The 22,249-nt window shown below is 63.3% G+C and carries 25 protein-coding genes and 1 pseudogene; 8 read left to right on the top strand and 18 right to left on the bottom strand.

The features are described 5' to 3' along the window. Positions 1-144: 144 nt before the first annotated feature. A complete protein-coding gene (locus tag ACTGJ9_RS00560; RefSeq protein WP_456675492.1) occupies positions 145-753 on the top strand; it encodes a TetR/AcrR family transcriptional regulator in 609 nt (202 codons plus the stop codon). Here the strand turns inward: ACTGJ9_RS00560 and ACTGJ9_RS00565 are convergent. From ACTGJ9_RS00565 to urtA, 14 genes are all read right to left on the bottom strand, one after another. Then, positions 750-2,408 carry a CHASE domain-containing protein gene (locus ACTGJ9_RS00565; protein ID WP_456675493.1) on the bottom strand — a complete coding sequence of 553 codons (1,659 nt, stop codon included), beginning with the start codon at positions 2,406-2,408 and terminating at the stop codon, positions 750-752. The genes ACTGJ9_RS00560 and ACTGJ9_RS00565 overlap by 4 nt on opposite strands. A gap of 312 nt (positions 2,409-2,720) precedes the next feature. Further along, positions 2,721-3,344 (bottom strand): urease accessory protein UreG, encoded by a 624-nt coding sequence (gene ureG, locus ACTGJ9_RS00570; RefSeq protein ID WP_456675494.1) that lies wholly within the window; start codon positions 3,342-3,344, stop codon positions 2,721-2,723. A 39-nt stretch (positions 3,345-3,383) separates the two neighbouring features. Beyond that, on the bottom strand, positions 3,384-4,112 hold the full coding sequence (locus ACTGJ9_RS00575; protein WP_456678409.1) for an urease accessory protein UreF: 729 nt from the start codon (positions 4,110-4,112) through the stop codon (positions 3,384-3,386). After that, positions 4,093-4,713 carry an urease accessory protein UreE gene (locus tag ACTGJ9_RS00580; RefSeq protein WP_456675495.1) on the bottom strand — a complete coding sequence of 207 codons (621 nt, stop codon included), beginning with the start codon at positions 4,711-4,713 and terminating at the stop codon, positions 4,093-4,095. The genes ACTGJ9_RS00575 and ACTGJ9_RS00580 overlap by 20 nt, the downstream gene beginning before the upstream one ends. A gap of 6 nt (positions 4,714-4,719) precedes the next feature. Continuing rightward, positions 4,720-5,019 carry a putative quinol monooxygenase gene (locus ACTGJ9_RS00585; RefSeq protein WP_148755265.1) on the bottom strand — a complete coding sequence of 100 codons (300 nt, stop codon included), beginning with the start codon at positions 5,017-5,019 and terminating at the stop codon, positions 4,720-4,722. Between the two features lie 144 nt (positions 5,020-5,163). Further along, complete coding sequence (ureC, locus tag ACTGJ9_RS00590; protein WP_456675496.1) at positions 5,164-6,879, bottom strand: urease subunit alpha; 1,716 nt, start codon at positions 6,877-6,879, stop codon at positions 5,164-5,166. A gap of 37 nt (positions 6,880-6,916) precedes the next feature. After that, positions 6,917-7,222 (bottom strand): urease subunit beta, encoded by a 306-nt coding sequence (locus ACTGJ9_RS00595; RefSeq protein ID WP_456675497.1) that lies wholly within the window; start codon positions 7,220-7,222, stop codon positions 6,917-6,919. 9 nt (positions 7,223-7,231) lie between these two features. Beyond that, on the bottom strand, positions 7,232-7,534 hold the full coding sequence (locus ACTGJ9_RS00600) for an urease subunit gamma (protein ID WP_007605424.1): 303 nt from the start codon (positions 7,532-7,534) through the stop codon (positions 7,232-7,234). A gap of 40 nt (positions 7,535-7,574) precedes the next feature. Beyond that, positions 7,575-8,417, bottom strand: a complete 843-nt coding sequence (locus ACTGJ9_RS00605; RefSeq protein WP_456675498.1) for an urease accessory protein UreD — start codon at positions 8,415-8,417, stop codon at positions 7,575-7,577. A 52-nt stretch (positions 8,418-8,469) separates the two neighbouring features. Then, positions 8,470-9,165 (bottom strand): urea ABC transporter ATP-binding subunit UrtE, encoded by a 696-nt coding sequence (urtE, locus tag ACTGJ9_RS00610; RefSeq protein WP_456675499.1) that lies wholly within the window; start codon positions 9,163-9,165, stop codon positions 8,470-8,472. Positions 9,166-9,168: 3 nt separating this feature from the next. Beyond that, positions 9,169-9,930 carry an urea ABC transporter ATP-binding protein UrtD gene (urtD, locus tag ACTGJ9_RS00615; protein ID WP_014498216.1) on the bottom strand — a complete coding sequence of 254 codons (762 nt, stop codon included), beginning with the start codon at positions 9,928-9,930 and terminating at the stop codon, positions 9,169-9,171. Positions 9,931-9,935: 5 nt separating this feature from the next. Beyond that, on the bottom strand, positions 9,936-11,105 hold the full coding sequence (gene urtC / locus ACTGJ9_RS00620) for an urea ABC transporter permease subunit UrtC (protein WP_456675500.1): 1,170 nt from the start codon (positions 11,103-11,105) through the stop codon (positions 9,936-9,938). Continuing rightward, positions 11,102-12,712: an urea ABC transporter permease subunit UrtB gene (gene urtB / locus ACTGJ9_RS00625; protein WP_456675501.1), complete on the bottom strand. Its 1,611-nt coding sequence runs from the start codon at positions 12,710-12,712 to the stop codon at positions 11,102-11,104. The genes urtC and urtB overlap by 4 nt, the downstream gene beginning before the upstream one ends. Before the next feature lie 82 nt (positions 12,713-12,794). Then, on the bottom strand, positions 12,795-14,117 hold the full coding sequence (gene urtA, locus ACTGJ9_RS00630) for an urea ABC transporter substrate-binding protein (protein WP_456675502.1): 1,323 nt from the start codon (positions 14,115-14,117) through the stop codon (positions 12,795-12,797). Positions 14,118-14,621: 504 nt separating this feature from the next. On the opposite strand from urtA, the pseudogene ACTGJ9_RS00635 reads away from it, so the two are divergent. The 3 genes and pseudogenes from ACTGJ9_RS00635 to ACTGJ9_RS00645 all read left to right on the top strand — a co-directional run bounded on the left by ACTGJ9_RS00635 (position 14,622) and on the right by ACTGJ9_RS00645 (position 16,983). Beyond that, a pseudogene (locus tag ACTGJ9_RS00635) lies at positions 14,622-16,193 on the top strand (DEAD/DEAH box helicase). Positions 16,194-16,216: 23 nt separating this feature from the next. Further along, positions 16,217-16,504 carry a translation initiation factor IF-1 gene (infA, locus tag ACTGJ9_RS00640; protein ID WP_369719404.1) on the top strand — a complete coding sequence of 96 codons (288 nt, stop codon included), beginning with the start codon at positions 16,217-16,219 and terminating at the stop codon, positions 16,502-16,504. 266 nt (positions 16,505-16,770) lie between these two features. After that, positions 16,771-16,983, top strand: a complete 213-nt coding sequence (locus ACTGJ9_RS00645) for a cold-shock protein (RefSeq protein ID WP_148776819.1) — start codon at positions 16,771-16,773, stop codon at positions 16,981-16,983. A gap of 103 nt (positions 16,984-17,086) precedes the next feature. Here ACTGJ9_RS00645 and ACTGJ9_RS00650 read toward each other — a convergent pair whose 3' ends face one another. From ACTGJ9_RS00650 to ACTGJ9_RS00665, 4 genes are all read right to left on the bottom strand, one after another. Continuing rightward, positions 17,087-17,722: a TadE/TadG family type IV pilus assembly protein gene (locus tag ACTGJ9_RS00650; protein WP_456675503.1), complete on the bottom strand. Its 636-nt coding sequence runs from the start codon at positions 17,720-17,722 to the stop codon at positions 17,087-17,089. Between the two features lie 23 nt (positions 17,723-17,745). Further along, positions 17,746-18,324 (bottom strand): TadE/TadG family type IV pilus assembly protein, encoded by a 579-nt coding sequence (locus ACTGJ9_RS00655; protein ID WP_456675504.1) that lies wholly within the window; start codon positions 18,322-18,324, stop codon positions 17,746-17,748. 217 nt (positions 18,325-18,541) lie between these two features. Next, positions 18,542-19,039 carry a pilus assembly protein N-terminal domain-containing protein gene (locus ACTGJ9_RS00660; protein WP_456675505.1) on the bottom strand — a complete coding sequence of 166 codons (498 nt, stop codon included), beginning with the start codon at positions 19,037-19,039 and terminating at the stop codon, positions 18,542-18,544. 158 nt (positions 19,040-19,197) lie between these two features. After that, entirely contained in the window at positions 19,198-20,025 is an 828-nt protein-coding gene (locus ACTGJ9_RS00665) for a sterol desaturase family protein (protein WP_456675506.1), read from the bottom strand. Between the two features lie 258 nt (positions 20,026-20,283). Here ACTGJ9_RS00665 and ACTGJ9_RS00670 point away from each other — a divergent pair, with 258 nt between their 5' ends. From ACTGJ9_RS00670 to cpaB, 4 genes are all read left to right on the top strand, one after another. Continuing rightward, positions 20,284-20,448 (top strand): Flp family type IVb pilin, encoded by a 165-nt coding sequence (locus ACTGJ9_RS00670; RefSeq protein ID WP_456675507.1) that lies wholly within the window; start codon positions 20,284-20,286, stop codon positions 20,446-20,448. Between the two features lie 76 nt (positions 20,449-20,524). Next, a complete protein-coding gene (locus ACTGJ9_RS00675) occupies positions 20,525-20,665 on the top strand; it encodes a hypothetical protein (RefSeq protein ID WP_456678784.1) in 141 nt (46 codons plus the stop codon). 125 nt (positions 20,666-20,790) lie between these two features. Further along, complete coding sequence (locus ACTGJ9_RS00680) at positions 20,791-21,315, top strand: A24 family peptidase (RefSeq protein ID WP_456675508.1); 525 nt, start codon at positions 20,791-20,793, stop codon at positions 21,313-21,315. A 126-nt stretch (positions 21,316-21,441) separates the two neighbouring features. Then, positions 21,442-22,239 carry a Flp pilus assembly protein CpaB gene (gene cpaB / locus ACTGJ9_RS00685; RefSeq protein WP_456675509.1) on the top strand — a complete coding sequence of 266 codons (798 nt, stop codon included), beginning with the start codon at positions 21,442-21,444 and terminating at the stop codon, positions 22,237-22,239. Positions 22,240-22,249 lie beyond the last annotated feature (10 nt).

Genomic DNA, 22,249 nt, shown 5'->3' on the forward strand with positions numbered 1-22,249 from the left:
CATTGCACGAACCCGGTGTCCATTTCGCTCGAAAGCGCTTTTGCCCGGCTACGCGATTCCGCTAGGCCGTGCGCCGCACCTGCGCTATGCGGGACGGAGCGGCCGCAGGAATAGCGGCCTCTGTGCAAGGAGACCGGCTTGGTCATGGCGAAAGGCACGAGCGATGCGGCCGAGGGCGCGCCCCGACGCGGCCGGCCGCGCTCGATCGAGACCACCAACGCCATCCTTGAAAGCGCCTATGCGCTGATGGCCACGACCGGCCTTGCCGCGACCACGATCGATGCCATCGCGCGTCGCTCCACCGTCTCCAAGATGACGGTCTACAAATGGTGGCCGTCGCGGGAAGCGCTGCTGATCGACGCCTTTCTCCATCATGCCGCGCAGATGCTGCCGCTGCCGCCGGCGAGCGCGGGGACGCCCGCGGCGCGCGCACGCCGCCATGCCGCAGCCTATGCCGAGGCCTTGCAAGGCGAGTTCGGAAAGGTGCAGCTTGCGGTCATCTCCGAATGCATCTCCAGAACCGGCTCGGCGGAGCTGTTCTATGCCCGCTACCTCCAGTTCCGCCGTGACGCGCTGGTGGAGATGATCGCTACCGGTCAGCGTGAGGGCAGCATTTTGGCCGAGGCTGCGGCGGAGGATCTCTACGACGCCATCTATGGCAGCCTGTTTTACCGCTATGTCTTCGGCATCGCGCCGATCACGCCGGCCTATGCACGCAATCTGGTCGATCTGGTGTTGCGGCCGAAGAGCTAGCGCGCCGGCTTCACCGGCTGCGACAGCTTTTCCGTGCGGTCGCGCTCGGTCATGTCCACGACCGTCTCCATCGGCGCGGTCAATTCATAGACATAAGAGACATCCGTGAAGTAGCGCTTGGCGGAGCCGCCGAGCGCTTCGGGCGCGACGCGGTCGAGCAGGATCAGGCCGAAATCCGAATCCGGCCGGCGCGTCGCCTCGCTGGTGTTGAACTCCTCCCAGCGGAAATGAAACACTGTCTCGGGCTCCTCGCCCGTCACCGTCCAGTTTGCGGTGATGTGCGGGTGCTTGCCGACCAGCGACAGACCCTCGTCGGAATGCGAGGCAAGCTCGAAGAACAGCAGCGACAGGCTCTGGGCGGCGCGCGCGCTGACCGCGATATCCGGGCCGCTGACGGCGATACGATCGGCATGCGGAATCGCGCGCGCTTCGAACAACCCCTTCAGCTTGACGCCCTGCCACTGGCTCTCGCTGAGCAGCGAGACCACGTTGGACATGGCGTGGATGCGGCCGATCAAGAGTTCGCGTGCAACATCGATGTCCGAGCCGTGGCGCAGCGTGCGCGTCACGATCGACTGGATCACCGCAAGGATGTTCTTGACCCGGTGGTTGAGCTCGTCGATGACGGCCGTCAGCCGCCGCTCGAAGCCGATCCGCACCTGGATTTCGCGGCTCAGCCTCAAGTTATTGTAGGCGACGTAACCGAACAGGCCGCAGACCATCGCGGTGATCGCGAAGCCGATCGCCGCGACGATGATTGCGGTCTGCTCGGCGCGCCGTGCCGAATTGCTCTTGGCGTAATAGCCAAGCTGCCAGTCGCGGCCGCCGAAGCTGATGGTGCGCGTCGCCGACGGGGGCGACCCGTCCGGCGACGTCACGCGGGTGGAGACGACGCCCTGGTCGTCGGCAACGAGCTCGCCGCCTTCCTTGCGCGGGTCCTTGAGCGCGACCGAGAACAACGATAGATCGTCGTTGGTCAGCATCAGCGAAGCCAGCTCGTAGGAAAAGGTGACGAAGCCGACCGGCTCGGTGGCGCCCTCGGGAATGACGGGGGCGGCGACGATGACGCCGATCGGCCCGTTGTCGCGCAAGAGCGGTACGGGGTCGGAGGCAACCGACCGCTTCTCGACCCTGGCACGCGTCAGCATGGCGTTGCGAACCGGCTCGTTATCGTAGCTGCGGCCCGGCAACGCCTTGGTCTCGTCGCTGCGCGGCTCGAGGTCCATCAGCACGTCGATCGGCTGGGTCAGGCTTGCCGGGTCGATCGGCTTGTCGCTGTAGTCGCGGATCTGCGGTTTCGGAAAGCCGGCGGCCGCGATCGCGGTTTGCGCCGCGCCGAGCTCGCTCGGGTGCAGCCGGGCGACCCAGCCGGCCACCACGAAATCGGTCTTGAAGGCGTAGATCGCCGAGCGCAGCGGCTCCAGCATGTTGGGCTTCAGCACCGATGGCGCGCGGAACAGGCCTGAGGCGACACGCGCCAGCAGCTCACGTTCGGTCGACCTGTCCTGGACGAGGCTCGCATGAACGTCGATCGCACGGGCCAGCGCAATCCGGTCCAGCGCCAGCTCCTGGTCGTGGACGCGATAGGCCGCAAGCCCGGAGAGCAAGGCTCCGAGCAGGGCGATGAAGCCGATAATGAAACCCAGCCGGACCACGCGATTACTCAGGCGAAGGCAGGAGGTCGGCAATAAACACGGAGCATATCAACGCCGCTCGAACGGCCATGTACCGAAACAGGGTAAAGCCCAGTGGCAGGGATAATGACGGAGGAGGCATCTGTACGCAACTTCGGTCGCCGAAAAAGCTTAATCCGCCCGGCCGATCGTCTGGCCAACAGCGGCTCTGCTCCGGGCACCGGAGGTAGACAATCGCCGTGTCCGAAATTTGTTCCGCAAACCCGGCTTTGCCTCAGACGTTAACGGCGGGAAATGCCCGCGCCATGTCGCCGCGGCCTTCAACCCGCCGTTTCAGTCCGCACGTTTCAACCCACCTTTGGCCTCGATGAAGCCGACGATGCGGTCGAGCCCCTCGCTCTTCTTCAGGTTGGTCATGACAAAGGGACGCTCACCGCGCATGCGTCTGGCATCCGTGTCCATTTTCTCGAGGGAGGCACCGACATGGGGCGCGAGGTCGATCTTGTTGATGACCAGAAGGTCGGAGCGGGTGATGCCGGGGCCGCCCTTGGACGGGATCTTGTCGCCGGCGGCAACGTCGATGACATAGATGGTGAGGTCGGCCAGCTCCGGCGAGAAGGTCGCCGCCAGATTGTCGCCGCCGGATTCGATCAGCACGAGATCCAGCCCGGGGAATTTGGCGCGCATGTCGGCCACCGCGGCGAGATTCATCGAGGCATCCTCGCGGATCGCGGTGTGCGGGCAGCCGCCGGTCTCGACGCCGGCGATGCGGTCCGGCGTCAGCGAGCCCGAGCGCACGAGGAATTCGGCATCCCACTTGGTGTAAATGTCGTTGGTGATCGCGGCGATGTCGTAGCGCTCGCGCATGGTCTTGCACAGCAGATCCATCAGCGCGGTCTTGCCCGATCCAACGGGGCCCCCGACGCCGACACGCAAGGGACCGTGAGAAGTTGCCATGTCACTCGCTCTCTCTTGATCGGTTGAAGGCCGTACCGCTCACGAGCGAAACAGCCGCGTATATTGTGTCTCGTGCCGCAGGCTGGCGAGATCGGCGCGAAACGTCGTACTGCCGAGGTCGTCCTGTGTCGCGTTCAGCGCCCGATTGGCGGTTAGGGCGACGGCGGCTTCCAATTTGACCAGCACGCGCTGGCTATCGGTCTGGCCGAGCGGTATGAGCCGGCTGGCTGCCGAGATCCAGTTCGAGACCAGCGCGTGCAGGAAGGCGTGCAGCATCGGCGCCAGCGGCACGCCGTGCAGCGCCGCGACGACGCCAACGGCGACGGGATAGACAAGTGGCGTGCGGCATGCCGCGATCATGGCGTCCAGTCCGTCGGCATTCCACGCCGCGCGGGAGATCTCGATGAAGGCGCGGCCTTGCGAGCTCGTCTCGAGCTGCCGTTCGCGCGACGGCACGAAGGCGGCAGCGAGCTCGGCGATATCATTCAGGGTGGCGTCTTCACCGGCCTCGGCGGCCCGATAGGCGTGGACCAGAAACGTCGCATCGCAAAAACCGGAACCGTCGCCAAGCATGGCATCGAGCCAGTCGGCCAGCGTCGCGATGTCGGTGACGTCCCCCGCTTCGACCGCCCACTCGATGCCGCTGGAATAGGAGAACCCGCCGACGGGAAACGCCGGCGACAGCCACGTCATCAGCCGGTACAGCGCCGCCGCCTCGCGCTCGGCGAGATCACCGGCCTGGACCGGTTCATTTGTGGTCATGAGCATGCTTGTGGCCGTGGTGACGATCGGGATGATCGCAATGCTCGTCGTGATGATGGTGATGCTTATCCCCATGGTCATGCGCGGCATGATCATGATGCTGGTCGTGACCATGATGATCATGATGATCATGATGATCGTGGTGCCCGTGGTCGTCATGCCCGTGCGCATGTCCGGCCTCGGCATAGGCACCGCCTTCGGGATCGAACGGCGCCTCGATCTCGACCACCCGCGCACCAAGCCCCTTCACCATGGCTTCGATGACGTGGTCGCGGCGAATGCGCAAGGCTTTGGCCATGAGCTGGGTCGGCAGATGGCGGTTGCCGAGATGCCAGGCAACGCGGATGAGGTGGTGCGGATCGCGGCCGCGGATCTCGAGCAGCGGCTCGGGTGCCGCGACCACTTCGATCAACCTTCCGTCCTCCAGCACCAGCGCATCGCCGCCGCGCAGCGCAATCGCATTCTCCAGGTCGAGCAGGAAATTCAGCCCCCGCGTCCCCGTCATGGCCATGCGGCGGCGGTGCCGATCGTCGAAATCGAGCACGACCGTATCCGCCGGCGTTTCCGTGAAGCGGTGCTGTCCCTTAACCTGCGTCGCCCGGATCATCCGCTGCTACCTCGTCTCGACCTTTTCGGGCGTGATGACTTCGATCTTCGGCGGCGCCGTGAAGCATTTCACCGCGACACGACCAAACGTCTTCATATGCTCCTGGCCGCGATGCGGCACCAGCGCCTCGGCATTCTCCCACTGCTCGACGAACACCATCTTGGTGGGATCGGTGACGCTCTCATGCAGATCGTAGGCGATATTGCCGGGCTCTTTTCGCGTCTCCTTGATGCAGGCGGTGGCGGCTGCAATGAATTCGGCGCGCGTTTCGGGCTTGATGGTCAGGGTTGCAACGACGTAGATCACGAGAAATCCTCCCGGCTTTTCTTCTGAGGGTTACGATACCGGGCGGGACATTAGACCAGCCGGGATCGAACGCAAAACCGGAAAAAGCCGCCCCCGGGACATGCAATCGGGACATGCGCGGAGGACATGCGTTGAGGCGCTATTTCAGTACATGAAATATCGCTGCGCCATCGGCAGCACCTCGGCGGGGGCGCAGGTGAGCAACTCGCCATCGGCACGCACCTCGTAGGTCTCCGGATCGACCTCGATATTGGGCGTGGCGTCGTTGTGGATCATGCTCTTCTTCGAGATCTTGCTGCGGGTGTTCTGGACCGCATAGAGCTTCTTCTCGATGCCGAGTTTTCGCGCGAGGCCGCCGGTGATGGCTGCCTTCGAGGTGAAGACCACGGATGATGCCGTCCGCGCCTTGCCGAAGGCGCCGAACATCGGCTGGTAATGCACCGGCTGCGGCGTCGGGATCGAGGCGTTCGGGTCGCCCATGGGGGCGGCGACGATCATGCCGCCCTTGACGATGCAGTCCGGCTTGACGCCGAAGAACGCCGGCGACCACAGCACGAGATCGGCGAGCTTGCCCTTCTCCACCGAGCCGATCAGCTTCGACACGCCATGCGCGATCGCCGGATTGATCGTGTACTTGGCAATGTAGCGCTTCACGCGAAAATTGTCGTTGTCCTTGCCGTTGTCCTGCGGCAGCGACCCGCGCTGCTTCTTCATCTTGTCGGCGGTCTGCCAGGTCCGGATGATGACCTCGCCGAGGCGGCCCATGGCCTGAGAGTCCGAGGACATCATCGAGAGCGCGCCGAGATCGTGCAGGATGTCTTCGGCCGCGATGGTCTCCTTGCGAATGCGGCTTTCCGCGAACGCCAGATCCTCCGCGATCGAGGGGTCGAGGTGGTGACACACCATCAGCATGTCGAGATGCTCGTCGATGGTGTTGCGGGTGAAGGGCCGCGTCGGATTGGTCGAGGACGGCAGCACGTTCTTCAAGCCGGCGACCTTGATGATGTCAGGGGCGTGACCGCCGCCTGCGCCTTCGGTGTGGAAGGCGTGGATGGTGCGGCCCTTGAATGCCTTGATCGTGTCCTCGACGAAGCCGGATTCGTTCAGCGTATCGGAATGCAGCATCACCTGGACGTCGTAGTCATCCGCAACCGACAGGCAATTGTCGATTGCGGCCGGCGTGGTACCCCAATCCTCGTGCAGCTTCAGCGCGCAGGCACCGCCCTTGATCATCTCGACCAGCGCCGCGGGCCGCGACGCATTCCCCTTGCCGGAAATGCCGAGATTGACCGGGAAGGCATCGAACGACTGGATCATCCGCCCCATGTGCCAGGGGCCGGGTGTGCAGGTCGTGGCGAAGGTGCCGTGCGAAGGGCCGGTGCCGCCGCCCAGCATCGAGGTGACGCCGGACATCAGCGCGTGCTCGATCTGCTGCGGGCAGATGAAATGGATGTGGCTGTCGAAGCCGCCGGCAGTGAGGATTTTCCCCTCGCCCGCGATCACGTCGGTGCCGGGGCCGATGATGATGGTCACGCCCGGCTGGATGTCGGGATTGCCGGCCTTGCCGATGCCTGCGATCATGCCCTCCTTGATCGCGACGTCGGCCTTGACGATGCCCCAATGGTCGACGATCAGCGCGTTGGTGATGACGGTATCGGCCGCACCCTGCTTGTTGGTGACCTGCGACTGCCCCATGCCGTCACGGATCACCTTACCGCCGCCGAATTTCACCTCCTCGCCGTAAATGGTGAAATCCTTTTCGACCTCGATGATGAGATCGGTGTCGGCCAGCCGCACCTTGTCGCCGGTGGTCGGGCCGAACATGTCGGCGTAGACGGAACGCTTCATCTTGACGGACATCACAAGCCCCGTTTGCGTTTGAATGTTTTGACGGTGCTCACAGCTTGCCCTGCACCTCGCCACGAAAACCGTAGATGGTCTTCTTGCCGACGAGGGCGACGAGATGGACGTCGCGGGTCTGGCCGGGTTCGAAGCGAACGGCGGTGCCGGCGGCGATGTCGAGGCGCATGCCGCGGGCCTTCTTGCGGTCGAACCTCAGCGCCGGGTTGGTCTCGAAGAAATGATAGTGCGAGCCGACCTGGATCGGACGGTCGCCGGTGTTGGCTACCGTCAGCGTCACGGTCTTGCGGCCGGCATTGAGCTCGATCTCGCCGTCCTTGATGAAGAGTTCGCCGGGGATCATGATGCGCTCCTATCGGATCGGTTCGTGCACGGTAACGAGCTTCGTGCCGTCAGGGAACGTCGCCTCGACCTGGATGTCGTGGATCATCTCGGGAATGCCCGGCATCACCTGATCGCGGGTCAGCACCTGCGCACCGGATTGCATCAGCTCGGCGACGGTGCGGCCGTCACGCGCGCCCTCGAGAATGAAATCGGAGATGATCGCGATCGCCTCGGGATGGTTGAGCTTGACGCCGCGGTCGAGCCTGCGGCGCGCCACGATCGCCGCCATCGAGATCAGAAGCTTGTCCTTTTCGCGGGGAGACAGGTTCATTCAAAATCTCTTCCGTTCAACACGTCGATTCAGCTAGTCATCAGTTCAGCCAGAGCCGCGGCAACGAGGCACCGGTGCGCGCCAGCACGGTCATCATGTCGGCGCGCAAACGCGCCGCATCTTGGGCACAGAACCGCGCCATTGCAAAGCCATTCCAGGCGGAGATTCCGACCTCGCCGACAAAGGATTCCGATGCTTCGCGAATGCGCTCGACCAACGCCTCGTCGCCGGGCACGATGAGAGCCGTGCCGATCGCAGCACCCGCCTTGGCGACCGCCGGTCGCGCGAGTTTGGCGCCGATATTGCCGTCGAGCCTGATAGTCTCCGCAAAGACCAGCCTGCCGGCACGGCGCAAGCGCCAGCGGTCGACGAATTCGCCCTGCTCCATCCGCTCGCCCATGGCGGTACGACCGAATACCACAATTTCACAAAGCAGGAGCGATGCGGCATCGTCGAGCTCGACGTCGAAGCGGCGATGAACCCGGGCGCGATCGAACAGGATCGTCTCCTGGGGCAGCCAGCCGAGATGCGCACCAGCGGCGACCTTCATGGAAATGTTGAGCTGCGCAGCCGCGCCCGGCGCCCGATAAACCTTTTCGGCGGCAGCAGTGGTCAACGTCAGACGCGCAGCGTCGGCGGCCGAGATATCGATGTCGAAGCGATCGCCGCCAGCGACGCCGCCGGCCGTGTTGACGAACACGCCGGACAGGCCAGCGTCCTCCGGCGAGGGAAAGCGCACGCGGAGCGATCCGGATTCATGCAGGGCACCACGCCGCGTCACGCCGTCGCGGGCGTGCACGTCGAAGCTGACAGCGCCGCAGGCACGATTGGCTTCGAACACCGAAGCTGCCGTCAAAGATGCTACCAAGGCGTCGCTGCGCATCCGTCTCCCCCAGCCGGCCGCGGCAGGCTTTTCCAGCCTACAATTTCCCGGCTTACAGCGCCATCTGGCGGCTGATCTCGCTGGCGTCGAGAGTGGAGCGGTCGCACGTGAACTTCACCGCGCCGCGATCCATCACTGCGAAACTGTCGCCGAGCTCGCAGGCAAAGTCGAGATATTGTTCGACCAGCACGATGGCGATGTTGCCGAGGTTGCGCAAGTAGGAGATGGCCCGGCCGATGTCCTTGATGATCGAGGGCTGGATGCCTTCCGTCGGCTCGTCGAGCAGCAGCAGTTTCGGCCGCATCACCAGCGCACGCCCGATTGCCAGCTGTTGCTGCTGGCCGCCGGAGAGGTCGCCGCCGCGCCGGCCGAGCATGGACTCCAGCACCGGAAACAACGAGAACACGTCGTCCGGGATGTGCTTGTCCTCGCGCTTGAGCGGGCCGAAGCCGGTCTTGAGGTTTTCCTCGACGGTCAGAAGCGGAAAGATCTCACGGCCCTGCGGCACGAAGCCGATACCTTTGCGCGCCCGCTCATAGGGCTTGAGGCCCGTAATGTCGCTGCCGTCGAACACGATCGCGCCCGAGGAGATCGGATATTGCCCGACCATCGCGCGCAACAGCGAGGTCTTGCCGACGCCGTTACGGCCCAGCACGCAGGTGACCTTGCCCGGTTCGGCCGCAATCGAGACGCCACGCAGCGCCTGGGCCGCGCCGTAGAACAGGTTGATGTCCTTGACCTCAAGCATCGCTCAGCGCCCCAGATAGACTTCGATGACCCGCTCGTTCGACGAGACCTGGTCGATGGTTCCTTCGGCGAGCACCGTGCCCTCGTGCAGGCAAGTGACCTTGACTCCGAGCTCGCGCACGAACGTCATGTCGTGCTCGACCACCATGACCGTGTGCGTCTTGTTGATCTCTTTCAGCAACTCGGCGGTGAGATGCGTCTCGACATCGGTCATCCCTGCGACGGGCTCGTCGACCAGGAGCAGCTTAGGGTCCTGCGCCAGCAACATGCCGATCTCGAGCCATTGCTTCTGGCCGTGGCTGAGGCTGCCGGCGAGGCGGTTGCGGGCGTCGGTGAGACGGATCGTCTCCAGCACCTTGTCGATACGCTCCGACTCTGCCCTGCTGCCGCGCCAGAACAGCGTGCCTTTGACGCTGTGATCGACATTGAGCGCCAGCAGGAGATTGTCCTGCACGGTCTGGCTTTCGAACACCGTCGGCTTCTGGAATTTGCGGCCGATGCCGAGCTCGGCGATGCGGGTCTCGTCCAGCCGCGTCAGGTCGGTGACGCCGTCGAACAGCACGGTGCCCTCGTCCGGCTTGGTCTTGCCGGTGATGATATCCATCATGGTGGTCTTGCCGGCGCCATTCGGGCCGATGATGGCGCGCATCTCACCGGGCGCGAGCGTCAGCGACAGGTTGTTGATGGCGTGGAAACCGTCGAACGAGACGTGCACGCCGTCGAGATAGAGCATCGCGGAGGTTGCGCGGGTATCCATGACGTTCATGACCGCTACTCCGCCATCTTCGGTTCGATGACGCCGTCTTCGGCCGCCGCACTTGCGGTGGTCGCAGCCGGGCGCCTCTCTTTTGACGCTTCCCGCCACGCATTGAAGGTGCCGACGATGCCCTTCGGCAACAGTAGCGTCACCAGGATGAATAGCGCACCCAGCATGAACAGCCAGTAGGGCGCGAGCACGCCGGAGGTGAAGAAGGTCTTGGCGTAGTTGACGACGATGGCGCCGAGCGCCGCGCCGACCAGCGTGCCGCGGCCGCCGACCGCGACCCAGATCACCGCCTCGATCGAATTGCCCGGAGCGAATTCGGATGGATTGATGATGCCAACCTGCGGCACATAGAGCGCGCCGGCGACCCCGGCCATGCAGGCCGAGAGCGTGAACACGAACAGCTTGTAGGATTCGACGCGGTAGCCGAGAAAGCGGCTGCGCGATTCCGCGTCGCGTATCGCGATCAGCACCTTGCCGAGCTTGGAGGACACGACGGAGCGGCAGATCAGGAAGCTGAGGATCAGCGCCGCACAACTCAGCGCGAATAACGCCGCGCGCGTGCCCTCGGCCTGGACGTTGAAGCCCAGAATGTCCTTGAAGTCGGTCATGCCGTTGTTGCCGCCGAAACCGAAATCGTTGCGGAAGAAGGCAAGCAGCAGCGCGTAGGTCATCGCCTGCGTGATGATCGAGAGATACACGCCGGTAACGCGGGAGCGGAAGGCGAGCCAGCCGAAGCAGAAGGCGAGCAGGCCGGGCACGAACAAAACCATCAGCGCCGCGAACCAGAACATGTCGAAGCCGTGCCAGTACCACGGCAGTTTCGAATAATTCAGGAACACCATGAAATCAGGCAGGATCGGATTGCCGTAGACGCCGCGTGTGCCGATCTGCCGCATCAGGTACATGCCCATGGCGTAGCCGCCGAGCGCGAAGAAGGCGCCGTGGCCGAGCGAGAGAATGCCGCAATAGCCCCAGATCAGATCGATCGACAGCGCGAGGATCGCGTAGCAGACATATTTGCCCCAGAGCGCGACCAGATAGGTCGGCACCTGCAGGAACGAGCCCGCCGGCAGCAGCAGGTTGGAGAGCGGGATCAGGATGCCGCAGGCGGCGACGACGGCGAGGAAGATCGCCGCGCCGCGGTCCAGCGATCGCGTCAGCATGTGAGGGGTCATGCTTCCACCGCACGGCCCTTGAGCGCGAACAGGCCGCGCGGCCGCTTTTGAATGAACAGGATGATCAGAACCAGGATCGCGATCTTGCCGAGCACGGCGCCCGCGACCGGCTCCAGGAACTTGTTGGCGATGCCGAGCGTGAAGGCGCCGACCAGCGTGCCCCAGAGATTGCCGACGCCGCCGAACACCACGACCATAAAGCTGTCGATGATGTAGCTCTGGCCGAGGTTGGGGCTGACATTGTCGATCTGCGACAGTGCCACGCCGGCGATGCCGGCTATGCCCGAGCCGAGTCCGAAGGTCAGCGCGTCGACACGCGAAGTGGCGATGCCCATCGAAGCCGCCATGCGGCGGTTCTGCGTCACAGCGCGCATCTCGAGGCCGAGCGCAGTGTAACGCAACATCGCAAGCAGGATCATGAACACTGCCAGCGTGAAAACGAGGATCCAGAGCCGGTTATAGGTGATGGTGATCTGGCCGAGATCGAACGCGCCGCTCATCCAGGAGGGGTTGCCGACCTCGCGGTTGGTCGGGCCGAACATGGTGCGCACCGCCTGCTGCAGGACCAGCGACAGACCCCAGGTCGCAAGCAACGTCTCCAGTGGCCGGCCATAGAGGAAACGGATGATGCTGCGCTCGATCAGCACGCCGATGGCGCCGGCGACGAGGAAGGCGAGCGGCACGGCGATCAGCAGCGAATAGTCGAACAGAGCGGGATAGCGGGTGCGGATCACCTCCTGCACCACGAAAGTGGTGTAGGCCCCGATCATTACCATCTCGCCGTGGGCCATGTTGATCACGCCCATCACGCCGAAGGTGATGGCGAGCCCGATCGCGGCAAGCAGCAGTACCGAACCGAGCGACAGCCCATACCAGGCATTCTGCACCGTGGACCAGATCGCGAGCGAGCTCTGGATCGAGCCGATGGCGCTCGCCGCAGCCTTCGCGACGGAGGCCGGCTGGTCGGTACCGATGTCGGACAGCAGCGCCAGCGCTTCCTGGTCGCCGCGCGCCTTGACGGTGGCGACGGCCTCGAGCTTCTGCACTTCGGTGGCGTCGGACTTGAACAGCAGGATCGCCGCGCGTGCTTCACCGAGCGCGGTCTTGACCGATCGGTTGGTTTCTTTGGCGAGCGCGCTTTCGACGGGCTCGAGCGCCGTCTCCTCATGCGACTTGAAGACGGATTGCGCGGCCTGGAGCCGCGCACCGAGATCGGGCGACTGCAGCGTCAGGCTGCCGAGCGCAGCATCGACGCTGCGGCGCAGCCGGTTATTGAGGCGGACGGCGCTAGCGCTATCGGGCACGCTGGTCACGGGCTCGCCGGTCGCGGCGTCAATCGACTTGCCGTCGGTGCCGGTGACGTAAACCTTCTTGCTGTCCGGATCGGCCATGAGACGGCCGTCCTGGAGCGCGCTGATGATGGCAAAGGCGAGCTTGTTGCCGCTGCTCGCGACCACGCCGATCGCTTCGTCCGTATCGGAATAATCGTCGTTGGCGAATTTGGCGACCGCATCCTCGAACGGACCGGCAAAGGCCGGCAGTGCGAACGCGATCAGGAATAGCGAGAGGACAAAGGTGCAGAGACGAGCGGATAGATTGGTTGGCACTGTGGATCACCCCGGCAGAAGTGGGGAGAAGGCGGCGGAATAGCCGTCTTCTCCCATTGTGCAGTCGAACGTCAGATCCGGATCAGGAGCCGGAGCCGAGGCACTTGTTGGTCTTGGTGTTGAAGTTGCCGCACTTCTTGCCGACCCAGTCGCCGATCAGGTCCTTGGAGCCGTCGAGCTCCTTCGACCAGGCGTCGCCCGCGACGAGACCCGGGGTCTTCCAGACCACGTCGAACTGGCCGTTGCCCTTGATCTCGCCGATGAACACCGGCTTGGTGATGTGGTGGTTCGGCAGCATCTTCGAGGTACCACCGGTCAGGTTCGCAGCCTCGATGCCGGGAAGCGCATCGATTACCTTGTCCGGATCGGTCGACTTCACCTTCTCGACGGCCTTGATCCACATGTTGAAGCCAATCACGTGGGCTTCCATCGGATCGTTGGTCGTGCGCTTCGGGTTCTTGGTGTAGGCCTGCCAGTCCTTGATGAACTTCTCGTTCGCCGGGGTCTTGATCGACTCGAAGTAGTTCCAGGCGGCGAGATGGCCGACGAGCGGCTTGGTGTCGATGCCGGCGAGCTCTTCCTCGCCGACCGAGAACGCGACCACCGGGATGTCCTTTGCCTTGATGCCCTGGTTGCCGAGCTCCTTGTAGAAGGGGACGTTGGCGTCGCCGTTGATGGTCGAGACCACCGCCGTCTTCTTGCCGGCCGAGCCGAACTTCTTGATGTCGGCCACGATCGTCTGCCAGTCGGAGTGACCGAACGGCGTGTAGTTGATCATGATGTCTTCCTGGGCGACACCCTTGGACTTCAGGTAGGCTTCCAGGATCTTGTTGGTGGTGCGCGGATAGACGTAGTCGGTGCCCGCCAGCACCCAGCGCTTCACCTTCTCGTCCTTCATCAGATAGTCGACGGCCGGAATTGCCTGCTGGTTCGGCGCCGCACCGGTGTAGAACACGTTGCGCTCGGACTCTTCGCCCTCGTACTGCACGGGGTAGAACAGGATGTTGTTGAGCTCCTTGAACACCGGCAGCACCGACTTGCGCGACACCGAGGTCCAGCAGCCGAACACGACCGCGACCTTGTCCTTGGTGATCAGCTCGCGCGCCTTTTCGGCGAACAGCGGCCAGTTCGAGGCGGGGTCGACGACGACGGCCTCGAGCTTCTTGCCGAGCACGCCGTCCTTCTTGTTCTGCTCGTCTATCAGGAAAAGGATGGTGTCCTTCAGCGTGGTTTCGCTGATGGCCATGGTGCCGGAGAGGGAGTGCAGGACGCCGACCTTGATGGTGTCGTCCGCGGCCTTGGCACCGGAAATGGACGCCAGACCGAGCATCAGTCCGGTGGTCGCGGCGAGAACGCCGCGGCGGCTAAATGACGCCGCTATATCGTGAATGGATTTGGTAGGCATGGATGTATCATCTCCCTGACGCAGACGTGAAAAACGCTGCGAAACGGCCCCACGGCCGCCTGCGATTAACGGAATCGCAAGAACCATGCCATGGGCTCGGCACCTGCCAAGTGATTGGTCAGTCTAGATAATTTTGTCGCAATCAGACTTTCGCCGCAGTCAGCCTGCTCAAAATTTGAGCGACAAAAATGTATGCTTATGCGGCAGTCAGGTGACTTTTTGAGCAAATTGCCGCTACTGGCTAAAATTCCGGCATAACTATTTTTGCACTGCAATCGACGCCGGGTGCACGCCTGCCTTGAAACCGCCGCGTCGATGTTCCATATAGCAGTACAGATCGCTTGCGAGATCGAGCGGTCGTTGCGAGCCGCGTGTTCTTAAGCCCTCTACGGGCCTCTGGCTTGCCCCATATCTCCCAAGCCATCCGACACCCCAAACACGCAGGTGTCTTCTCGACACCCCTTGCGCGTGCCCTGCTGATTGCGCCGGGCGCCCGCTTTTGACATGAAAAGAGCCCCTCTTTTGACTTCCTTTCAGGACTTCGGCCTCGCCGAACCCATCGCCCGTGCGCTCGCCGAAGAGAATTACGTCACCCCCACCCCCATCCAGACCCAGACGATCCCCACGGCGCTGACCGGCCGCGACGTCGTCGGCATTGCCCAGACCGGCACCGGCAAGACCGCGTCGTTTGCGCTGCCGATCCTGCACCGCCTGCTTGAGAACCGCATCAAGCCGCAGCCCAAGACTGCGCGCGTGCTGGTGCTGTCGCCCACCCGCGAACTTTCGGGCCAGATCCTCGACAGCTTCAACGCGTATGGCCGCCACATCCGCCTGTCCTCCACGCTCGCCATCGGCGGCGTGCCGATGGGCCGTCAGGTCCGCTCCTTGATGCAGGGCGTCGAGGTGCTGGTCGCCACCCCGGCCGCCTGCTCGATCTCGTGCAAAGCAACGGGCTGAAGCTTGGCAGCGTCGAATTCCTCGTGCTCGACGAGGCCGACCGGATGCTCGACATGGGCTTCATCAACGACATCCGCAAAATCGTCGCCAAGCTGCCGATCAAACGGCAGACGCTGTTCTTCTCGGCCACCATGCCGAAGGACATTGCCGAGCTCGCCGACGCCATGCTGCGTGACCCCGTCCGCGTCGCGGTGACCCCGGTCTCCTCGACCGTGGAGCGCATCCAGCAGCGCATCATCCAGGTCGACTTCTCGGCCAAGCCGGCGTTCCTCGCCAAGCTGCTGAAGCAGGAGCAGGTCAACCGCGCGTTGGTCTTTACCCGCACCAAGCACGGCGCCGACAAGGTCGTGAAGACGCTTGAGAAGGCCGGTATCGCCGCCAGCGCCATTCACGGCAACAAGTCGCAGAATCACCGCGAGCGGACGCTCGCCCAATTCCGCACCGGCGAAATCCGCACCCTGGTCGCCACCGATATCGCGGCCCGTGGCATCGACGTCGACGGCATCACCCACGTCATCAATTTCGACCTGCCGAACGTGCCCGAGACCTATGTCCACCGCATCGGCCGCACCGCGCGCCGGCGCCGAAGGCACCGCGATCTCGCTGGTCGCCGGCGGCGAGGAACTCAGCTATCTCCGCGACATCGAGCGGCTCATCAAGGTGGCGCTGCCGCGTGAGGATCTGCGCACCGATGCCGGCCGCCGCGATGCGGGCGCTCCCCCGCCACAGCAACGGCAGGGCCGGCCAGGCCAGCGCTCGCAAGGCGCACGGCACGGTGAGGGACGCCACGGCGACGGACGGCGTGCGGACGACAGGCGCAGCGACGGACGGCATAGCGCCGGCAAGCAGGGCGACGGAAGGCCCGGCGAAGGTCGGCACGGTGACGGCAGGCATGTTGACGGACGGCATGTTGACGGACGGCCTGGCGGCAGCCAGAAGGTGTCGAAGGGGTCTCGCCGCCAAAGCTCCGGTGGCAAGACGCATTCTTCGCCAAACGACCGACCGGAGCAGCGTTCCGCGCATAGCGCCGGCAAGCCTGATGGGATACAAGGCGTAGCCTTTTTGCGCCGCGAGAGTCGGCCGATGGGCCAACCGACCCGCAAACCCTATTCGCACTAGCCGTCCACGACCTGGAGAAATTCATGGCTAAGGAAGAGCTGATCCAGTTCGAAGGACTGGTCACCGAAATCCTCCCCGACGCTCGCTACCGCGTTCAGCTCGACGCCGGACACGAGATCGTCGCCTATACCGCCGGCAAGATGAAGAAGAACCGTATCAAGACGCTGGCGGGAGACCGCGTGACGGTGGAGATGTCGCCCTACGACCTCGAAAAAGGCCGGCTGATTTTCCGCCACAAGGACGAACGTCCCAGTGGCACGGGTGGACCTCCCCGTCCCGGACAGCGCGGCGGCCAGTTTCGCCGCCGCTAATCAGTTTCGCGCGCAAGTGCGGAACTAAAATGCTGGCCTACATGCTGATCCGCCGCTCAAATCGCGGCGGATCAAAAAATCGTGCTCGTCAGGATTGTTTTGGTGCCTTGATTCCAATAAAATCGGGCAATCGATTTTCGGCCGGACGACATTAGCATCCACCGGTACAGCCGGTTCAGACACGCTGACGACCCTTCCAGAAATTCGATCTAACCTGCCTGCGCAAGCGGGCTCTTACAGTGTGTATCTGAGAAGGAACTACCCCCGTGAGCATGGGAACCGTGAAGTGGTTTAACGCAACCAAGGGCTTTGGCTTCATTCAGCCCGACGATGGCGGCAAGGACGTGTTCGTTCACATCAGCGCCGTCGAGCGCGCCGGCCTCGGCTCGCTGCGCGAAGGCCAGAAGATCTCCTACGAGATCGTCGCCGATCGCCGGTCAGGCAAGTCGGCTGCCGACAACCTCCGCGACGCAGGCTGAGCCAACGGGCTTCGGCCCGGATCGCGCGAACAGACAACGGAAAGGGCCGTGCGAGATGCACGGCCTTTTTCATGAGATATTGGTGTGCCGCTCGATGTCAGCTTCAGCACGACGTCGGGACGACGGCGGTGCCGTTGTTATAGACAATGCAACTGACTTGTCGTGGCCGCGTATAAGAGACGTCGCTCAGCGTGACGCCCGATTTCAGGACGTATTTGACGGGAGCCGTGTAGATGTAGCTCACCTGGCTGAAGATGAGATAGGTCGACGGAATCAGGAGCGTCGACGGAATCATCGACGTGACCGTGGTGTTGGGCGCCAGTGTCGGTGGTGGAGCTGTCAGACTGGCCTGCGTCGCACCGCTCGCAATGACGGCGGACTTGCTCCATTGAATCTTGGCGACGCTGTTTGCGTCGATATAGATCTGAGCGATCGTACCGTTCACGAGCGTATTATCGTACGGCGTGATGATCGACATGCTAGCCGTAAACGTGTTCTGGAGGTTGGCGTTGGTCACCGTCCCGGAGGACTGCGACGTCAAATCGGACAGAGTTCGTGCAATCAACGTCACCTTGCGGTCGACCGCCACCGCAGATGAGATCTCGACGGTGCCGAAGAACATCACGAGCATCACCGGCACGATCACCGCGAACTCGGTAGCCGCGAGGGCCTCGTTGTCTGCGACGAATTTGCCTGCAGAGATTCGGCCGGCTTGCAAGATTTTCACGATCGCCTGCATGGTTCTGCTCAAATCCGATGGTCCTAGTAGGGCTCGTTCTGGAATGCGGCTGTCGCAACGAGAAGGCGCGTATTGTTGGTGCTGCTGCATTTCAAGTTGTAGCCAAGCCCGGTCACAAAGAGCGGCCATTTGTAGTAGAGCCGCACCACGACGACTTGCCCGGAGCTCCCGGGATTGTATCCGGTTGTGGTGGGATCGAAGTTGCAGGCGTTGTAGTTGCCGAGAGTGACCGACGAGAAGTCAGAATAACTTTGGACGTCGATGCTGAGACTGTTGCAGTCGAACAACGCCGGAATCTGTTTACAAACGTAGCTCTTGAACGTCGCCTGGGTGCACGGCGTGGCCACGGAGTTCACCGCACAACTCGTCACCGAGCCGGTCTGCGCCTGCCCGGTCAGGACCACGCGGGCGGAGTCCTGCGTGATAGTCTCGAGCACCTGGCTCGCGAAGAACATCAGCGCCGTCTCGATGATCGCGAACAACAACGCGAAGAACATCGGCGCGACCAGCGCGAACTCGACCGCCGCGGAGGCGCGGCGATTGCCGCGAAACCGGCGCAGCGCAGTCCTGAGCGTGAACCTCGAAGGTGCAGGCGATGGCATCGCGTGAAATTCCCCAGCGGCAGCAATGTCTGCCCCGATCAGTACCGGAAACTGATTGTTTAAGTGTTTCAGACAATCCGCACCGGCCGGACCGAGCCGCTAAGATCGGGTTAACCACGCCGGTCGGCGGACGCGGCGAGAACAGGAAGCCTGCCGCACACGACAGCGTCGCGCGGGACCCGGATGGTCCCGCCCGTCGTCCTCTCCCCTGATCTTGCTAGTTCGTCTTGGCAGCCGCGGCGCCGTTGCCGCTGGCAGAGTTGCTCAGCGTCCCGGCCTGATTCATCGTGGTGCTGAAGTAATTGTCGCTGTCGCCGAGCGTGACGCGGCGCTGGCAGATCGGCAGGCAGCTATAGGACTCCCGTTCGATCCCGCGATAGACGGTCACGAGCCGGTCGCTCGGGCCTTCGACCTGGATCTGCCGATCGATCAGAATCTCGCCGCCACGGTCGAGCGCGATGAAGTTGGTAGCGCCGTAACCCTTGCCGGTCACGACGATCATCCCTCCGGGCTGCAGCGTCACGTCGGCGATCAGGGGATTCCCGACCACGATCGTTGCCACCTTGCCGGGCAGCCGCACGAGCTTGGCCTGATCGACATTGACCGCGATGGTATCGGCGGTGGGCTCGGCAAGGCCAATGGCCGGCGAAGCCAGCACGGAAGCCGCAGCCAGAAGACAGATGCGCGCATGACGGCGCAGGAACTCTTTACGCATACTCTTACCCCGGGACGTCACAAACCGGCAGAATCGATCAGGAAGCGGAGCCGGCGCCCGACCCGGTTAACCTGCCTGTAATTCGTGAACGTTCCGCAAACTCGGCAGGTATTGTTTGAAGGACTGGCGTTTTTGTCGCTCCGGCGCCGGACGCAATCCTACTGGCGGAACGGATAGGCAAGCTGGCCGCCGATCTCCTTCGGCATCGTCGCTTCGTCCTTGCCGTAATCCTGCGGCAACTCGCCCTTCGGCATGCGGAAGGTCCCGAACAACACGTCCCAGATCGGGAAGGTGCCCGCAAAATTGGTGTCGCCGCCCTCCTCGAGCGAGGTGTGATGCCAGCGATGGAATACCGGCGTCGCCAGCACGTATCTGAATGGACCGAAGGTCCAGTTCAAATTGGCGTGCACGAAAGCCGAATGGAAGGTCGTGAACGGGCCGACCCAGATCATCACGTTCGGCGAAATGCCGGCCATCAGCAGCACGACGTCGACGCCGATGGTGCCTAGCATCAGATTGACCGGATGGAAGCGGGCCGCCGAGATCCAGCTGATCTCCTCGGAAGAGTGATGGACCGCATGATACTTCCAGAACCCGCCGCCGTGAAACAGCCGGTGCAGCCAGTACAGCATGAAGTCGGCCAGGACCAGGAACAGCACGCCCTGCACCCAGAGCGGCAGCTGCGACAGCGGGCCGTGGCCATTGTCGTAGAAGGCGATCAGTTCGTCGGCGTCGTGGATGTTGAAGAAGAGGCTGGCGGTGACGATCAGGAGTCCGATCCGCATGGTGCGGGCGAACACCGGAACGAAAAACCAGTAGCAGATGTCGGTCACGATCTCGCGCTTGCGCCACCACGACGGACCGGCATTGCAGGCCCAGAAATGCTCGAGCACGGTGAAAACCACCGCGAGCATGAAGGTGACGGGGATCACCTTCTCGATGGTCTCGCCGAGCATCAGGGCGACTTGCAGGGGTAAGCTCGACATCTTCGCTTCTGTTCCAGTCTGCTGATCTCTCTTAGACTTACTCCGCGAAATTTAAGGGAGGATGAAGTTGATGGCGCGTTCCGAACCTGAACGAATCGCAACGGCCGCCTTTAAGGCGAAATTCACTCTGGCCAAAAGGATCGCGTCAGGCGCGGGTTTGACCGATCGGATTAACTCTACCGAAAGAGCTCGGCTCACATGTTCGTTGCGTCAAGTCAGCGCCGATCGAGGCGACCTCACCCAGATGGAGTTTAGTTCATGAAGAACCTGATTGCGCGTTTCGCGAACGATGAATCCGGCGCAACCGCCATCGAATACGGTCTGATCGCAGCCGGTATCGCATTGGCCATCATCACCGTCGTCAACAACCTCGGCAGCACGCTGAACGCCAAGTTCGGCTCGATCAGCTCGTCGCTGAAGTAAGCCGACCGGCAGACGACGGCAAAAGCCCCGGACCTCCGGGGCCTTTGTTTTTCGGACAGCGCGAGTTCCAGTGGTGTTGCGTAAGCTCAGAACCGATGCCGCCGTTGCAGCGAACGAGGCAGACACGGCGCGAGGCGACGCGTCGGCCTATTGGGTCTGCCTTGCGCTGCTGCTCGCCATGGTCACGCTCGCGATGCGCATCGCCAGCATGTGGTGAGCCTTCTGGCACCGGATGACCGGCCCCGAGGCTGCTGCGACCGTTGTCGGTTTGTTTAGCACTGCCCCCTAGCATGCGCCGACGCCCCGATCCGGGCGACGGACCCAGGCCTTAAGACGCAGCCCATGATCCTCGACCTCGCGCGCCTTCTGCTCTTCCCGGCCTTGGTGGCGTTCGCAGCCGCCAGCGATCTCTTCACCATGACGATCTCGAACCGCGTCTCGCTGGCGCTGGTGGCAGGCTTCTTCGTGCTCGCCTTTGCCGGTGGCATGGCGCCTTACGAGATGCTGAGCCATGTCGGCGCCGGAGCGCTGCTCCTCGTCGCGGCGTTCACTTGCTTTGCGATGGGCTGGATGGGCGGCGGCGACGCCAAGATCGCAGCTTCCGTGGCGCTCTGGTTCGGCTTCGCCCCATTGATGGACTTCCTGCTCTACGCGTCGCTGTTCGGCGGCGCGCTGACCCTGCTCCTGCTCCAGTTCCGGCAATGGCCGTTGCCTTACGGGCTTGCCGGCCAGGCCTGGCTGGCGCGGCTCCACGACAAGCAGACCGGGATTCCCTACGGCATCGCGCTCGCACTTGGCGCACTGATGGTCTACCCCGAAACGGACTGGGTGAAAGCGATCGACCTCGCTCACCTCGCAATGCGCTGAACGCCCGGATCAACCCGGCGTTAAGGCGATTTAGATACGCCTCATTAACCATGCTTTGACGAATAGCTGGTCAACTGCCGATTACGGCGGCGGCAGCGTCGCGGCGTACTGTGGAAAGTGAAGCGTATGAATAGGGCACGCATAGTCGTCCTGACGGTCGCCATCTGCGCCGGCGGCGTCGCCGCGTATCTGGCGAGCGGCTCGGACTCTGCGCCGCCTCCAGCGGCTCCGGTCGCGCAGCTTCCCACCACCGACGTGCTGATCGCCAAGAACGACATCGGCCTCGGGCAGACCGTGAAGCCGGACGACGTGCAGTGGCAGACCTGGCCGACCGCGACCGCCAGCGCCGCCTTCATCCGCCGCAGCGAGCGCCCCGACGGCGCGACTCAGGTCACCGGTTCGATTGCGCGCGCCCCCTTCATCCAGGGTGAGCCGATCCGCGACCAGAAGCTGGTCAAGGCTGATGGATCCGGCTTCATGGCTGCGATCCTGCCGAGCGGCATGCGCGCCATCTCCACCGAAATCTCGCCGGAGACCGGCGCGGGCGGCTTCATCCTGCCGAACGATCGCGTCGATGTGCTGCTGACGCGCCGCCTCAAGAATCCAGACCAGAGCGCCGGCGCCCAGGATGTCGTCACGTCGGAGGTTATTCTGGTCAATGTCCGCGTGCTCGCCATCGACCAGGCGCCGAAGGAGAAGGACGGCCAGAACGCGGTCGTCGGAAAGACCGTGACGCTGGAACTCAATTCCGCGCAGACCCAGCTGCTTTCCTCGTCACGGCAGGCTGGAACGCTGTCGCTGGCGCTGCGCAGCATTGCCGATGTCAAGATGAGCGAAATCACACTCGATGATCCCGCGCAGAAGCGCGATGGCGTTTCGATCATCCGCTACGGCATTCCAAGCCAGTCGGCGAAGGCACGATGAGGACAGTCGA

It is taken from the genome of Bradyrhizobium sp. RDM12 (assembly GCF_051917485.1).
GTDB lineage: Bacteria > Pseudomonadota > Alphaproteobacteria > Rhizobiales > Xanthobacteraceae > Bradyrhizobium.

What these genes read in the sequence shown, in the direction of transcription:
- ACTGJ9_RS00560 (WP_456675492.1), top strand. Translation starts at nt 145, where the DNA reads ATGGCGAAAGGCACGAGCGATGCGGCCGAGGGCGCGCCCCGACGCGGC.
- ureG (WP_456675494.1), bottom strand. Translation starts at nt 3,344, where the DNA reads ATGGCAACTTCTCACGGTCCCTTGCGTGTCGGCGTCGGGGGCCCCGTT.
- ACTGJ9_RS00575 (WP_456678409.1), bottom strand. Translation starts at nt 4,112, where the DNA reads ATGCTCATGACCACAAATGAACCGGTCCAGGCCGGTGATCTCGCCGAG.
- ACTGJ9_RS00580 (WP_456675495.1), bottom strand. Translation starts at nt 4,713, where the DNA reads ATGATCCGGGCGACGCAGGTTAAGGGACAGCACCGCTTCACGGAAACG.
- ureC (WP_456675496.1), bottom strand. Translation starts at nt 6,879, where the DNA reads ATGTCCGTCAAGATGAAGCGTTCCGTCTACGCCGACATGTTCGGCCCG.
- ACTGJ9_RS00595 (WP_456675497.1), bottom strand. Translation starts at nt 7,222, where the DNA reads ATGATCCCCGGCGAACTCTTCATCAAGGACGGCGAGATCGAGCTCAAT.
- ACTGJ9_RS00600 (WP_007605424.1), bottom strand. Translation starts at nt 7,534, where the DNA reads ATGAACCTGTCTCCCCGCGAAAAGGACAAGCTTCTGATCTCGATGGCG.
- ACTGJ9_RS00605 (WP_456675498.1), bottom strand. Translation starts at nt 8,417, where the DNA reads ATGCGCAGCGACGCCTTGGTAGCATCTTTGACGGCAGCTTCGGTGTTC.
- urtE (WP_456675499.1), bottom strand. Translation starts at nt 9,165, where the DNA reads ATGCTTGAGGTCAAGGACATCAACCTGTTCTACGGCGCGGCCCAGGCG.
- urtD (WP_014498216.1), bottom strand. Translation starts at nt 9,930, where the DNA reads ATGAACGTCATGGATACCCGCGCAACCTCCGCGATGCTCTATCTCGAC.
- urtC (WP_456675500.1), bottom strand. Translation starts at nt 11,105, where the DNA reads ATGACCCCTCACATGCTGACGCGATCGCTGGACCGCGGCGCGGCGATC.
- urtA (WP_456675502.1), bottom strand. Translation starts at nt 14,117, where the DNA reads ATGCCTACCAAATCCATTCACGATATAGCGGCGTCATTTAGCCGCCGC.
- infA (WP_369719404.1), top strand. Translation starts at nt 16,217, where the DNA reads ATGGCTAAGGAAGAGCTGATCCAGTTCGAAGGACTGGTCACCGAAATC.
- ACTGJ9_RS00650 (WP_456675503.1), bottom strand. Translation starts at nt 17,722, where the DNA reads ATGCAGGCGATCGTGAAAATCTTGCAAGCCGGCCGAATCTCTGCAGGC.
- ACTGJ9_RS00655 (WP_456675504.1), bottom strand. Translation starts at nt 18,324, where the DNA reads ATGCCATCGCCTGCACCTTCGAGGTTCACGCTCAGGACTGCGCTGCGC.
- ACTGJ9_RS00660 (WP_456675505.1), bottom strand. Translation starts at nt 19,039, where the DNA reads ATGCGTAAAGAGTTCCTGCGCCGTCATGCGCGCATCTGTCTTCTGGCT.
- ACTGJ9_RS00665 (WP_456675506.1), bottom strand. Translation starts at nt 20,025, where the DNA reads ATGTCGAGCTTACCCCTGCAAGTCGCCCTGATGCTCGGCGAGACCATC.
- ACTGJ9_RS00670 (WP_456675507.1), top strand. Translation starts at nt 20,284, where the DNA reads ATGAAGAACCTGATTGCGCGTTTCGCGAACGATGAATCCGGCGCAACC.
- ACTGJ9_RS00680 (WP_456675508.1), top strand. Translation starts at nt 20,791, where the DNA reads ATGATCCTCGACCTCGCGCGCCTTCTGCTCTTCCCGGCCTTGGTGGCG.
- cpaB (WP_456675509.1), top strand. Translation starts at nt 21,442, where the DNA reads ATGAATAGGGCACGCATAGTCGTCCTGACGGTCGCCATCTGCGCCGGC.